Raw genomic sequence first — 14,544 nt, 5'->3', positions numbered from 1 at the left:
CTCCATGCCTGGGCGTGCTACCACACCAATATCTGCAACGACGGTTTCACCACGGGGCGAATGCCGTTGTAATCGTTAAGGGTCTGCCTGGCGCCCGTCAGCGGGTCCAGCAGTTCGGCGTGCTGCACTTTGGGCAAGGTGACGCGGGTGCCTTCCGCGCTCCAGTACATCAACAGGTGTTTGCCGTCTTCGCGGGTCCAGGCCACGCTGTAAAAAGTCTTGGGTACGTCCTCGAGCACGGGGGTGACCCCCGGCTTGAGCGTTGGCCCGGTGATCTCCAGGAAGCGGGCGAGGGCGCTGTAGACCGGCTTCGGTTCACCGTTGAGGTCCAGCAGGCCATAGTGCTGGTCACGTACGGAGGCGCGTTCATCCAGGTCGGACAGGGCAAACAGGAAAATCTTCTGGTAATCCTGGGACGCCATCAGCGCCAGGCGGCGCAAGGTGAAATCGGCCTGGCCGTCGACGCCGATCAGGTCCTGCATCTCCTTGGGCCCGGCATAGCTGGACCAGCCCCACTCGGTGGCCCACACATCCTTGACTCCGGCACCGTGCAGCACGGCGTTGAGTTGGTCGCCGCGCAGCAGCACTTCATTCTTGCCCGGTTCGTCGGTTTCCGGGGTCATCGAGTACGGGTGATACGCCGCGACCATGCCCAGGGTTTGCACGCCCAGCGCGCCGAGGGCTTCAAACATCAGGGTCTTGCCGCGCGGCGGCATCTGGCTGTAGTAGGCCATGCCGCCCATCACCTGGATCTTGTCTGGCGCGGCGATATTCAGTGCCTGGTGACTGGCCAGCAGCAAGCGCGCGTATTCCTCGGCATTCACTTGCGGGCGCCAGTTGTTCGGCAGGTTCTGCTCGTTCCACACCTGCCAGGCGTTGATATTCGGGTAGCGCTTGGCCAACAGGGCCAGACGCAGGGCATACACACTGGCGTCTCGCGGGCGGTATTGGTCCTGGAATTCTGCGCCTTTGGGGGCGGTGGTAATAAACGGCGCCGAACCCACCAGGTAGAACACCGAGCGGATTTTCTCGGCAGTCAGGGTGCGGTCCAATTCATCGAAGGTGCTCAGTTGATAATCTTCTTCCTTGGGCTCCAGGCGGTCCCAGTGCAGGTCGACGCGCACCCAGTCCAGCCCCAGTTTCTGGTATTGGCGTATCTGCTTCTGGTACTGCTCGGGCTTGAACCACAGAAAATGCGCGTTCACCCCGAGGAACTCGCGCCACTCCACAGTGCGCTGGGGCGCCAGGTTCACGGGCTCCGCGTCGACGTTTTCACTGAGCAGCAGTGTGCCGCCCACGGCCATTGCAATGACCAGTGGCAGATAGCGCCACATCCGGCGAGTTGACGAAACATTCATCACAAAGGCTCCTTGACTGCGGCCTGGAACAACTCGGCAAAGCGTTGCGCGGTGCTGGCCCACTGGCGCTGCCGGCCGATGTCGGCGGCGTGGTCGGCCCATTGGCGGGCCTGTTGCGGGTCGAGGATCAGACGGTTCAGGGCATCGCTCAACGAGGCGATATCCCCCTGTTGATAGGTGATGCCATTGCCACCGGCGACTTCTTCGGCGAAGGCGCGGGCATTGGAGGTAATCACTCCGCGCCCGCAGGCGTTGGCCCAGGACAGCGCGCCACTGGTGCCGCGCATCTGGCCGAGGAAACCGAGTTTTTTCGATTCACGGTACGGCAGCACCATCACATGGTGGGCCTGGATGGTATGGGGAATGTCGGCTGAAGGCAGGTCCAGTTGCCAGTCCACCACATCGCCCAGGTGCAGGGTGGTGATCAGTTGGCGCAGGCCCTCAAGGTAATTGCCGGCGGGGTCGAAGGTCATCTCCGGCGCGGTGCCACCGGCCAGGGTCAGGCGCACCTGGCCACGGCATTGCGGGTGGGCGCTCAGGGAGCGGGCCAGGGCCTGCAGCAGATCTTCGATGCCCTTGCCGCGGTAGATAAAGCCGAAATATAGCAGGCGCAACGGTTGCAACGGCGGCAAGGCCACAGGGGCAATGGGCAGGTTGCCGTGGGCAATCACCGCCACTTGCTCAGTTTTTAGCCCCATGCGCTGGCGCAAGCAATCGCCACCCAGGCGGGTGAGGGTGATCAGGCGGCGCATGCTTTTGGCCAGGCGCCGTTCTTCGTAAAGGGTCAATGGATCGGCGAGCAACGCCGCCGCCTGGGGCAGCGGGTGGGGCAGGCGTTCAAGCAGGGTCAGCGGGAAAAACAGCCTGGCCCGGCGCCAGATCAGGCGCTCCGGATCATGCACAGTGGCGGTCAGCGGCAATTGCGGCTGGGCCCGGCGCAAGTAGTCCAGGGCCTGGAACTCGGCAAAGCGTCCGCCGCCCAGCTCGGCATGCACCAGGTCCACACCGCGCCAGTCAAAGGCCTGCAGGCGCCGCAATTGTTCAGCCAGGTCCAGGCAACCTTCCAGAGGCGTCAGCACCTCCAGGCCCCGTTCGCGCAACGCGCTGCGCAAGTGCGCAGCGTAGTCGGCGATCCCGGTCTGCTCCGGTGGCAGTGGCGCCAGCAACGCAATGCGCATCAGGCCGCACCGCGCCAGCTGTTGAGCCGTGCCAGAACATTGGCCGGCACTTCAAAACGGCGGCGGTTGAGGATCATCCCATCCACTTTGCCGAACGCAGTGGTCAGCAACGACAGGGCGTTCTCGATGGTCGGCACGGTGCTGGTGCGGGCTTCGATCACCAGCACAATCTGCTCGGCGCGGCGCAGGGTGAGGAACGCCTGCGGGTTGGACGACAGGGCCGAGGCGTCCAACAGCAACACTTCACCCGGCTTCGCCGCTTCAGTGCCGTTGACCGAGACCCGGTGGCCACGCTCTTCGAGCAGGCGCTTGAGTTGCTCGATGATAAAGCTCACGCCTTCGCCGTGCCGTGCCGAGGTCAGGCCCAGGGCAAAGCCCTCGCTGGCGATGCGCTCGGCGGGTAGCAGGCTGTACAAGCGATAGATGCTGGCGGTGAGGGCGGCCGGTGTCGCGTGCTGCACATCGGGGATGCTGCTCCACAGCGGTACACCGAACACTTCCTGCAAGCGCGCGCCGTCGTGGATGCGCTGGTCCAGCAGGTACAGCACGTAGATAGTCAGCAAACCGACGGCCAGGCCGGCAGGAATGGTGAACAGCAGAATCAGCAGGCTCTTGGGAAACACGCGCGCCGGGTTGAGGGTGGCGTGTTCGATCAGGGCGATGTTGCTGATCTGGCTGCTGTCCAGTGCGTGGTCGATGCGCGCCTGTTCGAGGTTTTCCGAGTACAACGCGTAGCTTTTCTCGGCGGTGCGCAGTTGCTGGGTCAGCTTGTTCAGCTCAGGTTCATCGGTCATCGCCTGGTCACGCTGGGCGCGCAGTTCGGCGAGGGTCTTGTCGTAGTTCTCGATTTCCCCGGCCAGTTTGCGCTCCTGCAACTGGGCGTCGATGATCTGCTGCTTGACGTTGATCACCAGGCTGTTGGGCGCGGTGTTTTGCGAGCGTTCCAGGCGTGTCGCTTCCTGGGCGCTGAGGGCTTCCATGTCGCGGATGTTCTGCTCGATCTGATTGACCTGCGGTGTGTTCGGCAGATAGGTGCGCAGCAGGCGCGCCCGTTCTACTTGCAGGGCATTGAGCTGGCGCTTGAGGTCCAGCTGGGTCGGGTTGAGGCTGGTTTCCCGGCCAGTGACCACTTCGGCCGGCTGGTTCTTGATCTGCTGGCTGGCGTTGGCCAGGAAGCTGCGGATCCCCGCGATCTGGTTTTGCGCGGTGACTTTGGCGTCGGTGACACGGTCGATCTGGTTGGTCAGGTTTTTCAGGCGCGCGTCCACGCTGATCGAGTCGATCTGCTTCAAGCGGCCCTGCAGTTCATCCTTGAGCCCCTGGATGTTGGTCGCGACCTTGCTGCGTTCGGTTTCATAGAAGGTATGCAGGCTCTTGCGCCCGAGAATCCGCGCGCGCTCTTCCAGGTAGGCATCGACCCAGGTCTCGACGACTTTCTGCGCGATGGCCGGATCGTCCCAGGTGAAGGAAATTTCGATGACCGAGGAGCCCGGTTCGTGGCCGGCTTCGAAGTTCTTCTCCAGCTTGGTCGCCAGGCGTTCCAGCGGGCTTTGCTTCTCGGCCAGGCCGACGAATTGCAGGACGCTGCGCACCGCATCCAGTACTTCACCGGCGGCTTTCTTGACGTAGAACTTGGTGACTTTCCAGAAGCCCTGTGGCGGCTCGGACGTCATTGCCAGGTAGCGCTCGGCAACGATGTGCACGATGGGCCGGCCGGTGAGCATCTTCTCCTCATCGACGATCGGGTCGTGCTGGGTACTGGGCGCAATCAGCGTCTGGCGGTTGGCGGCTTCGATCGGCAACGTGGTGTTGTCCCGCCCTGGCTTGACCAGCAAGCGCGCGTCGGACTCGTAGCGAGCCGGCAACAGGAAGGCACCCAACACGGCCACCACAATCGTGGTGATCACGGCCAGTTTGAACTCGCGGCGGAAGATGAAAAACAACCGCAAGAGGTCGCGTAGAGAGCGGATTTCGATCACAGGATCACTCCATTGAATATGTGGTGTACGCCAGACGGGAACAGTCGGTTCGAGTGATACGAAGCCTGGTCCATAATCATTGGCCTGCGTTGATGACTGGGTTGTTGTAGATGGTGTTGCCGCTGTTCTTCACGCCACTGTCGTTGAGGTCGTAGTTCAGGCCCACACCAATGCCCTTGTTGATCGGGAACAGGCGGGTGAAGTACATATCCACGGCTTCCACAGTGGCGCCGATGCCCGACTGCGGCACATAGATCAGGTCGCCACGCTGCAGGGCCACCCGTGGGTGATTGGGATCGGTCAGCATGTTGTTCAGGCTGATGAAGTAGGTCTTGTACTTGCCATCCGGACCCGTACGCATCAGGGCCACGTTGGAGGCATCCGCCGAGGACAACACCCCCCCGGAACTAAGCAACGCCTGCTCCACACTGACATTCCCCGCCAGGTCGAAAAACGCCGGGTTCGGCACCGCACCACCGATAAACACCTTGTTGCTCGGGGCGCTGGCGATGTTCACCGTCACTGCCGGCTCGCGGTAGATGCGCTTGTACTTGTCGGTGATTTCCTTGCCGAGGTCTTCCGGGGTGCGCAATGCCGCCTTGACCCGACCGATGTTGGGGATGGAGATCACGCCGTCGGGGCGTACGACGAACACTGTCATGTCGTCGGCCGCCGCCGGCTCCTGGGCATCGCGCACGATGCGCAACAGGTCGCCACTCTGGATCAGCACCTGCGGGGGCGGCAGGTCGGCCAAGGTCAGCGCCGCCTGGTGGCCGGCCTTGAGCGTGTTGTTGTCAGGAAGCGGCACCCGCGCAGGGGTCGAACAACCAGCCAGCCAGATCGAGGCACTCAACAGGCTGAACAGGGTAAGACGGGAACGTCGGTTGGTAGTCTTCATGACGGCTCAAGTCCAGTAGGTGGAAAACATGCCCAGGCGCTGCTTGAGCGATTTGGGCAGGTAGCGTTCAAGATGGCCGAGGCGATAGCCCAGCAATTTAAAGGCACTGCGCACCACCACTTCGGGGGCGCGGTGCAAGGCGTTGGCCTCGCGCAAGGCACGTAATTCGGCCAGTACATAGCGTTTACCTTCACCGCCGGCGTCGCCAAACGCCTGGCGGATCCACGGCTCGCGGCCGTAGAACACCCCAATGTCGAAGTAGCGGTGAAACTCATCCATGAGTCGGTAATCGTGGGAGTGATAGACCTGGGCGCTGGCGGCGTACTGCACCTTCCAGCCCGCCAGTAGCATGCGTGCGGCGACGTAGGCGTCCTCGCTGCCGATCACATCGGCGGGGAAGCCGCCCACGGCCTCCAGGGCGCTGCGCCGGTACACGGAAAACGAGTCAGAGCTGAAGCAGGTCTTGATCCCCAGCTGCGGTGCATCGGCCAGGCTTTTGCTGCGGCTGTGGGCCGGGTAATTGAAGTGGCGCGACTGCGCACCCAACACCCCCGCACCGGGATGCGGCAGTTGGCGGCCATAGGCGATACCGTTGAGTGGGTCCTGTTGCAGCTCGGCGAGCAGCTTGGCAAAGGTCTCGGGCTCGGCCGGGATCGCGTCCTGGGTCATCACGATCAGGGCGTCGCCGCCCACGTGCTCGCTGGCCCAGCGACGGGTGCCGCCGTGGTTGAAGTCGCGGGCGGCGATCACTTCGACACGCGCACCGAACTCGCGAAAGCGCGCCACCGTGGCATCGCTCGACGCGCTGTCCACGACCAGCGTCTCGTCGGGTTGCAGGGTCTGCATGCGCAGCGCCGGCAGCAGCCGGTCGAGGTGGCTGGCGGCGTTGCGGGTCGGGATGATCAGTGAAGTCCGCATCAGGGCTTGGGCTCGCTGGCGGGCGTGCGGCCGTAGATATCGTCGAAGCGCACGATGTCGTCTTCACCCAGGTATTCGCCGCTCTGCACCTCGATCATCACCAAGTCGATGATGCCGGGGTTGGTCAGGCGGTGCTTGTGCCCGGCGGGAATATAGGTGGACTCGTTCATGTTGAGCAGGATCTCGCGCTCGCCATTGGTGATCATTGCCGCGCCGCTGACCACCACCCAGTGTTCGCTGCGGTGGTGGTGCATTTGCAAAGACAACGAACCCTTGGGCTTGACCACGATGCGCTTGATCTTGAAGCGGGTGCTTTCCTCCAACACCGTGTAGGTGCCCCAGGGCCGGGTGACGGTGCGGTGCAGACTGAACGCGGGATGGTTCTGGCGCTTGAGCTCGGCGACGATATGGCGCACATCCTGGCTGCGGTTGGCGTCGGCGATCAGGATCGCGTCGGGGGTGTCGACGATGATCAGGTCACGCACCCCGACCGCACCGAGTACGCGCTTGGGCGAGTCGATATAGCAGTTGTGCACGTCGTGCAGGATCGCTTCGCCATTGATCTGGTTGCCGTTGTTGTCACTGGGGGTCAGCTGGCGCAGGGCTTCCCAGGAGCCGATATCGCTCCAGCCGATATCGCAGGGCACCACGGCGACCTGGGCGGATTTCTCCATCAGGGCCACGTCGATGGAGATGTCCGGCGCGGTGCCAAAGCCTTGCGGGTTCAGTTCGCGCTGGCGGCTGCTGCTGTTCTGCAGGCTGGTGCTGTGCTCCAGCGCCGCCTTGGCCGCGTCCAGCACGGCCGGGGCGTGGGTCGCCAGCTCGTCGAGCACGGTGGCGGCCTTGAAGCAGAACATTCCGGCATTCCACAGGTGCTTGCCGCCGTCCAGGTAGCCTTGGGCGGTGGCCAGGTCGGGTTTTTCGACGAAACGCTGGACACGGAAGCCTTGCGCCAGCGCCGCGCCTTGTTCGATATAGCCAAAGCCGGTCTCGGGGCGATCGGGCTGGATGCCGAAGGTCACCAGATAGCCGGCGTCGGCCAATTCGCGGGCCTGGGCCACGGCCTGGGCGAAGGCGTCTTCATCGAGGATCAGGTGGTCGGCCGGCATCACCAGCAATTGCGCATCAGCGCCGAAAAACTCCTGCACATGCAGCGCGGCGACCGCGATGGCCGCTGCGGTGTTGCGGCCAAACGGTTCGAGCAGCAAATCCAGGCCCAGTTGGCCGGTGTTGACCGCGCGGTAATCGTCGAGGGTGCGAAACAGCAGGTCGCGGTTGGTCACCGTCAGCACGCTGTCGACCCCCGGCAGGTGGCTGGCACGCAGGAAAGTTTTCTGCAACAGGCTCTGGTCGTCGTGCATGCGCATGAACGGCTTGGGCATGTTCTGCCGCGAAACCGGCCACAGCCGCGTGCCCGAACCACCGGAAATGATGCAGGGAATCAATCCGTTGAGAGGGTTCATCAATAGACTTCCTTGGTGGAAAGGACGGCCGGAACCGTCATGAAAACGATGTACAGGTCAAACCACACCGACCATTTGGCGATGTATTCCAAGTCGTATTCGACCCGTTTCTGAATCTTGAACAGGGTGTCGGTTTCACCCCGGTAGCCATTGATCTGCGCCCACCCGGTGATGCCCGGCTTGACCCGGTGCCGCGAGCTGTACTCGCTGACCGCTTCCTCGAACGGAATCCCGGCGGCCTTGGTGGCGGTGGCATGGGGGCGCGGGCCGACCATCGACATGTTGCCCAGCAGCACATTGAACAGTTGCGGCAGCTCGTCGATGCTGGTCTTGCGGATAATCCGCCCGACGCGGGTGATGCGCGGGTCGCTGCGGGTGGTCTGGCACTCGGCGTTGAAGTCGGTCTGGTCGACGTACATCGAGCGGAACTTGAACACCCGGATCAGATTGTCGTTGTAGCCGTAGCGCTTCTGGCGAAACAGCACCGGGCCTTTGGAGTCGAGCTTGATGGCAATGGCGGTCACCAACATGATCGGTGACAACAGCAACAGGCCGGCACCGGCCAGCAGCAGGTCTTCACAGCGCTTGATAAACGGTGACCAACCGCGCAGCGGCAGTTGCGAGGTATTGAACATCAAGATGCCGCCGACATCGGTAATGCGGTTGTGGCCATAACGCAGGGCGGCCATGTCCGGCACCAGCATGACGTTGACCGACATCTGCCGCAGGCGCTTTACCAGCCCGTTGACGCGCTGCTCGGCGGCCCAGGGCAGGGTGATCATCACTTGGTTGACCTGCTCGGACCTGATCAGTTTTTCCAGGTCGCGGGTGTTGCCCAGCAACGGCAGGCTGCTCAGTTCCTTGGGAATGCGTTCGGTGCGGTCGTCGATAAAACCGATCAGGCCGGAGCGGATATCACTGTTGCGCGACAGGTGTTCGGCCACATGGATGGCGGTGTCGGTAAAGCCGAGGATCACCGTGCGCTGCAGGAACTTGCCGTTCTTCATCAGGTTGCGGTACAGGCGCAGCATCAGGATGCGCTCCACACCAAACAGCACCAGGCTCAGGCTGAACCAGAACATCAGGTTGCGCGGGCTCAACTGCGGGAACAGGAGCAGGATCTGGTACATGAACAGCAGGATGCAAAACGCCGAGATCCACGCGACCAGCATCACGCGAAAACGCAGGCGGTTGCTGAACAGGTCCTCGGAGTACACCCCCAGGGCCTGGAACAGAATAATGGTCAGGATCGCAAAAAACAGCAGCAGGCCCAGGTAGTGGCCACGCATTTGCGGGTCGACTGGATCCGGGTAGAACAACAGGATCATCGCCGGCAGGACCGCTGTCAGGCCGTGGATTAACTTGACGAAAACCACAAAGAATTCAACAAAACCGGTACGAGTCAGAAACAGGCTATCGACTGACGACTTCTCACGCATAAATCATCCCTCAATGCACCACCAGGACTTCCTGTTCGTTCGCTCATCCATAAGGCAGTTGCTTATAAGTGGCGCAATGCGAACGACTGCTTTCGCTGGGTAACGCGCAATGACCTGTCTAGGTGCAGGTGCTTTGCTAAATAGTGGCTAAATGATGGCTCCTTATGGGTGCCATGTCAAGGTTTTGACATTTCGCAAGGGTTTCGCCGTCGAGTGTCATAAGATACTCTTGTCGTGACGGTTTGTTGACATTTGTTATTGGTTTTTCAGATTTATTGAGAATGAGTGATGGCTTTTTGCAGTGTAGGAACAAAAACGCCAATTATCCTGCTGGGCGGGCAAAGCTTTTTTGACGGGGATAGGAGCCGGCTGGCCGGCCCCTACAGGGGGATGGGGATCAGAAGTCGCCTTTGAGGCTCACGGTGACGTTACGCGGCTCGCCGTAGAAGTTACCCCAGGACGCGGTCCCCACGGTCTGGTAGTAGTTTTTGTCGAACAGGTTGTTGCCGTTCAACGCCACGGTCCAGGTGTTATCGACCCGATACGCCAGGCGCGCGCTCCACAAGGCGTAGCCGGGTTGTTCCAGCTTGATGGTCTGGACCCGATAGTTGCTGCTTTGGGCGCTGACGCCGCTGCCCATTGTCCATTTCGACAGGGCACCATCCAATTGGTAATCGCCCCACAGCCGGAACATATGGCGTGGCACGTAGCTGGTGGAGGCCCGGCCCTCGGCCTGGCTGTCGATATTGTTCAGGGTTTTGGTCTGGGTGTAGGTGTAGCCGCCGAAGACTTGCAAGCGTTCAAGCAGTTCGCCGCTGATCTCGGCCTCGACGCCCTGGGCGCGGACCTTGCCGGTGTCGCTGTAGCAGAAGCCGTCGGCCGAGGTGCCGCAGTGGGCGATGTAGTCGGTCTCGGCAGCGTTTTTCTCGATCGCGCGGAACAGTGCCAGGGAGCTGTTGAGGCGCCCGTCGAACCATTCGCCCTTGATCCCCAGCTCGTAGTTCTCACCGATCTTCGGCTTCAGGGCCGCGCCGCTGACGGTGGCGTAGGAGCTTTGTGGCTGGAAGATATCGGCGTAGCTGGTATAGATCGAGAGGTTGTCGTTGAGGTCATAGATCAGCGCGGCAAAGGGCGTGACTTCACCGGTTTCCTTGGTGCGAGCATCCTGCACGCTCCACTCGCCCCAGGCCAGGTTGTTGGACTGGCGGCGGTTTTCAAACCAACTGACGCGGCTGCCGACCACCAGTAGCAACGGCTCGGCCAGCCGCAGGCGCAGGGTGGCGTAGGTGCCGTACTGGGTGGCGGTCTCCTTGACCGTGCCGCCGCGGTACATGTTCGGCCAGAACGTGTCGTCGGCCGGCTCCGGGAAGTGATGGTTGGGCTGGTAGATGGTCTGGCGCTGGGGCAGGTTGCGGATCGCGTACACATCGTCCTGGCTGCCACGGCTGCCGTTGGCGCCGAGGATCAGCTCATGCTCCAGGCCAAAGGCTTCGAACTTGCCGTCGATGTAGGCGTCCAGGCCATAGTCCTTGTGATCGTAGTCAAACAGGGCGGCGTAGCTGTTGGCCGTGGGGGCCGGATCGCCATAGGCCACGGTGCCTTCGCTGGCGGCGTATTTGATGTCTTGCAGGTTGCGGCTGTGAACGGCGCTGACCTTGAGTTTCCAGTCGTCATTGAAGTGGTGGGTCAGGTCGGCGAACAGCGTGGTGCGCCGGCTTTGCCAGTCGTTCCAGGACTGGCCCAGGCAGGTGGAGCGGCTCAGGCCGATGCTCTTGCCGTCGCTGTAGCGCGGGATGCCGCCCCAGCACGGCGTGGCGTCGACGTCTTCGTAGCTGGCGCCGAAACCGAGGGTGGTGTCGGGGCTGATATCCATGTCCAGGGCGGTGTAGATAGCCTGGTCCTGGCGCTTGGCAATATCCATGTACGAACCGCGATTCTGCTGGCTGACCACTGCCCGGCCGCGCACGGTGCCGCTGTCGTTCAGCGGGCCGCCGGTATCCACTTCGGCGCGGTAGTTGTCCCAGGTGCCGGCCGACAGCGTGAGGCTGGTGGTGGGCTTGTCCTGGGGCCGCTTGCGCACGAAATTCACCGCGCCACTGGCGGTGCCGGCCCCCTTGAGCATGCCGGCGGCGCCCTTGAGCACTTCCACCCGGTCATACAGCGCCATGTTTGCGGTGAAGCTGTCGGCCTGGACATAGTCCTTGCCCATATCCAGCGGCACGCCGTCGTACTGGTACTGCCCGAGCATCTTGAAGCCGCGGGAATAGAAATACTTGCCGCCCATGGGCGATTCGTAGGTGGTGATCCCCGGCGTGCGCTCCAGCAATTGGTCGATGGTGTGGATGTTCTGGTCATCCATCAACTTGCGGGTCATCACACTCACCGATTGCGGGGTTTCCCGCAGGCTGTGCTGGCCCTTGCCGATGGTCACCGCGCCGGTGGTGTAGGAACCGCTGCCTTCGGTGGTGGCCCCCAGGCGTTCGCCGGTGACGGTGGTGGCGCCAAGGTTCAGCGCGCCGGATTCACCCACCGACGGGAGCAGTAACCAGCTGTTGTCGCTTTGGCGCTGGGCTTGCAGGCCTTGGTCCTGGAGCAGTTGGCCGAGGGCCTGCTCGCTGTCGAGTGCGCCGGTGAGGCCCGCGCTGTGCTTGCCGGCCACGCTGTTGGCGTCAAAAGACAGGCTGATGCCGGCCTGACGGGCGAATTGGTCCAGGGCGCTGGACAGTGGGCCAGGAGCAATGTTCCAGGCGCGGGTCTGGCTGTCGCGTGCCGGCTCCTGGGCCAGGGCGCCGCCGGGCAGGGCACTTGCCAGGCAGGCACCCAGCAGGGCGGCATTGACGGCTTGGCGCAGGGGGGATTTTTTTGAGGGGAACGCTTGCATGACCGCGGGTTGCTCCTGAAGGAAGTGGACAGAACGGGCCTGTTGATCGGCCTTTCCTTACAGGTCGAACGGCAATGAGAATTCACCTCATTTATTTTTCAGGAGCGGGCGGTGCGCGGGGTGACCGTGACCCAATAGCGGCTGCGGTAAGTGACACTGACCGGTAATGCCTGGGCCACCAACGCCAGCACCTGATCGGTGTCGCCCACCTGATAAGTGCCGGACACACGCAGGCCGGCGACGGCCTCGCTGCAACGCAACACGCCGTGGCGGTAGCGACCCAGTTCGCTGAGGAAGTCATCCAGGCGCATATTGCGCGCGCTGATCACGCCGTCGCTCCAGGCCCAGGGGTCGAGGCCAGTGGCGGGTGGCGGATAAATTGCGAGGCGGTTGAACAACACCTGTTCGCCGGACGCGACGACTTGCCGGGCAGCGCCCGATGCGTGCCCGGCAAACACCGCGACCTGGCCCTGTTGCACCGCGAGCAGCGTGCCCTGGGGTTCTTCGCGGACCATAAAGCGCGTACCGAGGGCCCGCAGATAACCGTTGTGGGTCTGTACCCAGAAGGGTCGGGGCGAACGACCATCTCTGCCGGTATCAATCAGCATCTCGCCCTGGCGTAGCTGCACCAGGCGCCGTTCGCGGTTGAACGCAGTGTCGATGGCGCTCGCGCTGTTGAGTTGGATACGGCTGCCGTCATCCAGGCTGATCCAGCGCTGCTCTCCGGTGGCCGTGCGGTACTCGGCCAGCAGCCCCGGCAGCGGCGTGTAGTCGCGGCCCAGCCAGGTCAATCCGGCGGCCCCGGCCACCAGGCCCAGCAGCTTCAAACCCTCGCGGCGGCTGATTCGTCGGCGCGCGCTGTCCAGGGTCTGGCGACCGAGTTGGGCGGGCAGATGGCGAAAATCATCATTCATCGTCGCGACCCGCTGCCAGGCCAGTTGGTGTTCGGCGCTGCTGGCCAGCCAGCGTTCAAACGCGGCGGTGCTGGCGTCATCGGTGGTGTTGAAACGCAGCTTGATCATCCATTGGATGGCCTGGTCCACCAGGCGCGGGTCAGCAGTCGGCATAGCGCAACCGATAACAGGCGTGCAGGGCCTTGGCCAGGTCGCGCTCCACGGTGGCCTTGGACACGCCCAGGCGTTGGGCGATCTGCGGGCAGGTCAGGCCGTCCAGTTGCGCCAGCAAAAAGGCTTCGCGCACCCGTGGCTTGAGTTGGTCGAGCAGGCGGTCAATGCGCTCCAGGCTGTCGAGGATCAGCAGACGGGTTTCTGGCGAAGGGGCTTGGTGTTCGGGGAAATGGGCCAGGCTGTCGAGGTAGGCGCGTTCCAGTTCGCGCCGCCGATACTGGTCGATCATCAGGCTGCGGGCAATGCTGCTCAGGTAGGCCCGGGGTTGCAGCAAACTGTGCTGCTTGCGGCTATTGAGCAGGCGGACGAAGGTTTCCTGGGCCAGGTCGGCGGCATGCTCGCGACAACCGGTGCGCCGCTTCAACCAGCCATGCAACCAGGAATGGTGGGCCTGGTAGAGCTGGCCGATTGCCGCATGATCCGCTGGGTATTCGCTCGACATAGTCGTCCTGGCGCAGGCGTCTTAATTGATAACGGTTCGCATTCTAGACGTGGCCCGTGGCATTGGGCAATCACCTATCTTCAGGTGTTGTGCCTGGAGGCTGGTCGCGGGGGGCGCGGTGAGACTAATCTTGGGTTTTCCCTGGCGGATGAGTTGAGCATGATCGATCTCGCAACCCTCGCGGTTTTCTCTGGTTCCGTGCTGCTGTTGCTGCTGTCGCCCGGGCCGAACATGGCCTTTGTCATCAGTCATGGCGTGAGCTATGGCTGGCGGGGTGGAGTGGCGGCCGGGTTGGGGATCGGGGTGGCGGACCTGCTGCTGACCGCCTTGACCGCCACCGGCGTCACCGCCCTGGTGGCCAGTTGGCCGCCGGCCTTTGACCTGATTCGCTATGCCGGCGTGGTCTACCTGCTGTGGCTGGCGTTCAAGACCCTGCAAAAAAAGCCATCCCTGGACACCGCCCAGGTTGTGCGGGTACGCCTGGGCGGGGTGTTTATGCGCGCCATGCTCAATAGCCTGCTCAACCCCAAGGCGCTGCTGTTTTTCATGGTGTTCCTGCCGCAGTTCGTCAAGCCCGAGGCCGGGCCCATTGCCCTGCAATTGGTGCAGTTGGGCCTGGTCCTGACGCTGATTGCCGGGGTGTTTCATGCCGTGCTCGGGGTTTTTGGCGGGGCGATCAGCCGGTTTTTCGCCGGCAGTAAAAGAACCGCCGGCTTGCAGAAATGGGGGTTGGCCACGGTGCTGACCGTATTGGCCGTGCGCCTGGCGCTGATGCCACGCACCTTGTAGACGGCAGGTGCCTCTCCTTGTGGGAGCGGGCTTGCCCGCGATGGCGGCGGTTCAGCCACTATTTTTGGCGGC

Annotated in this window: 11 protein-coding genes; 1 reads left to right on the top strand and 10 read right to left on the bottom strand. The window is 62.8% G+C overall.

The window, feature by feature from the left end; all coding sequences use genetic code 11:
* Positions 1-17: 17 nt before the first annotated feature.
* The 10 genes from PSFL_RS24270 to PSFL_RS24225 form a co-directional block, all read right to left on the bottom strand.
* Positions 18-1,358 (bottom strand): beta-xylosidase, encoded by a 1,341-nt coding sequence (locus tag PSFL_RS24270; protein ID WP_057439117.1) that lies wholly within the window; start codon positions 1,356-1,358, stop codon positions 18-20.
* Entirely contained in the window at positions 1,358-2,536 is a 1,179-nt protein-coding gene (locus PSFL_RS24265; RefSeq protein ID WP_397470584.1) for a glycosyltransferase, read from the bottom strand. Before PSFL_RS24265 ends, PSFL_RS24270 begins: the two co-directional genes overlap by 1 nt.
* Positions 2,536-4,515, bottom strand: a complete 1,980-nt coding sequence (locus tag PSFL_RS24260; protein WP_057439115.1) for an exopolysaccharide transport family protein — start codon at positions 4,513-4,515, stop codon at positions 2,536-2,538. Before PSFL_RS24260 ends, PSFL_RS24265 begins: the two co-directional genes overlap by 1 nt.
* A 76-nt stretch (positions 4,516-4,591) precedes the next feature.
* A complete protein-coding gene (locus PSFL_RS24255; protein ID WP_057439114.1) occupies positions 4,592-5,413 on the bottom strand; it encodes a polysaccharide biosynthesis/export family protein in 822 nt (273 codons plus the stop codon).
* Between the two features lie 6 nt (positions 5,414-5,419).
* The gene (locus tag PSFL_RS24250; RefSeq protein ID WP_273871637.1) at positions 5,420-6,331 is read right to left on the bottom strand and encodes a glycosyltransferase family 2 protein; all 912 of its coding nucleotides are present in this window, start codon (positions 6,329-6,331) and stop codon (positions 5,420-5,422) included.
* A complete protein-coding gene (locus PSFL_RS24245; RefSeq protein WP_273871635.1) occupies positions 6,331-7,794 on the bottom strand; it encodes a mannose-1-phosphate guanylyltransferase/mannose-6-phosphate isomerase in 1,464 nt (487 codons plus the stop codon). Before PSFL_RS24245 ends, PSFL_RS24250 begins: the two co-directional genes overlap by 1 nt.
* Positions 7,794-9,233, bottom strand: coding sequence for an undecaprenyl-phosphate glucose phosphotransferase (locus PSFL_RS24240; RefSeq protein WP_170045257.1), 1,440 nt, complete (start codon positions 9,231-9,233; stop codon positions 7,794-7,796). The genes PSFL_RS24245 and PSFL_RS24240 overlap by 1 nt, the downstream gene beginning before the upstream one ends.
* A 397-nt stretch (positions 9,234-9,630) precedes the next feature.
* The gene (locus PSFL_RS24235) at positions 9,631-12,114 is read right to left on the bottom strand and encodes a TonB-dependent siderophore receptor (protein ID WP_397470583.1); all 2,484 of its coding nucleotides are present in this window, start codon (positions 12,112-12,114) and stop codon (positions 9,631-9,633) included.
* A 98-nt stretch (positions 12,115-12,212) separates the two neighbouring features.
* Positions 12,213-13,181 (bottom strand): FecR domain-containing protein, encoded by a 969-nt coding sequence (locus tag PSFL_RS24230; protein ID WP_397470582.1) that lies wholly within the window; start codon positions 13,179-13,181, stop codon positions 12,213-12,215.
* Positions 13,168-13,683 carry a sigma-70 family RNA polymerase sigma factor gene (locus PSFL_RS24225; RefSeq protein WP_057959063.1) on the bottom strand — a complete coding sequence of 172 codons (516 nt, stop codon included), beginning with the start codon at positions 13,681-13,683 and terminating at the stop codon, positions 13,168-13,170. The genes PSFL_RS24230 and PSFL_RS24225 overlap by 14 nt, the downstream gene beginning before the upstream one ends.
* 159 nt (positions 13,684-13,842) lie before the next feature.
* On the opposite strand from PSFL_RS24225, the gene PSFL_RS24220 reads away from it, so the two are divergent.
* Positions 13,843-14,472 (top strand): LysE family translocator, encoded by a 630-nt coding sequence (locus PSFL_RS24220; protein WP_057959064.1) that lies wholly within the window; start codon positions 13,843-13,845, stop codon positions 14,470-14,472.
* Positions 14,473-14,544: the final 72 nt, after the last annotated feature.

Source organism: Pseudomonas sp. DD1 (assembly GCF_044510355.1).
Classification (GTDB): domain Bacteria; phylum Pseudomonadota; class Gammaproteobacteria; order Pseudomonadales; family Pseudomonadaceae; genus Aquipseudomonas; species Aquipseudomonas shahriarae.
The sequence above is the reverse complement of the archived record's forward strand: the minus strand, read 5'-3'. Positions and strand labels throughout refer to the sequence as shown.

Bases quoted from the DNA above. Each gene is read 5' to 3' on its own strand.
- PSFL_RS24265 (WP_397470584.1), bottom strand. From the start codon at position 2,536: ATGCGCATTGCGTTGCTGGCGCCACTGCCACCGGAGCAGACCGGGATC.
- PSFL_RS24245 (WP_273871635.1), bottom strand. From the start codon at position 7,794: ATGAACCCTCTCAACGGATTGATTCCCTGCATCATTTCCGGTGGTTCG.
- PSFL_RS24230 (WP_397470582.1), bottom strand. From the start codon at position 13,181: ATGCCGACTGCTGACCCGCGCCTGGTGGACCAGGCCATCCAATGGATG.
- PSFL_RS24220 (WP_057959064.1), top strand. From the start codon at position 13,843: ATGATCGATCTCGCAACCCTCGCGGTTTTCTCTGGTTCCGTGCTGCTG.
- PSFL_RS24255 (WP_057439114.1), bottom strand. From the start codon at position 5,413: ATGAAGACTACCAACCGACGTTCCCGTCTTACCCTGTTCAGCCTGTTG.
- PSFL_RS24235 (WP_397470583.1), bottom strand. From the start codon at position 12,114: ATGCAAGCGTTCCCCTCAAAAAAATCCCCCCTGCGCCAAGCCGTCAAT.
- PSFL_RS24240 (WP_170045257.1), bottom strand. From the start codon at position 9,233: ATGCGTGAGAAGTCGTCAGTCGATAGCCTGTTTCTGACTCGTACCGGT.
- PSFL_RS24250 (WP_273871637.1), bottom strand. From the start codon at position 6,331: ATGCGGACTTCACTGATCATCCCGACCCGCAACGCCGCCAGCCACCTC.
- PSFL_RS24270 (WP_057439117.1), bottom strand. From the start codon at position 1,358: ATGAATGTTTCGTCAACTCGCCGGATGTGGCGCTATCTGCCACTGGTC.
- PSFL_RS24225 (WP_057959063.1), bottom strand. From the start codon at position 13,683: ATGTCGAGCGAATACCCAGCGGATCATGCGGCAATCGGCCAGCTCTAC.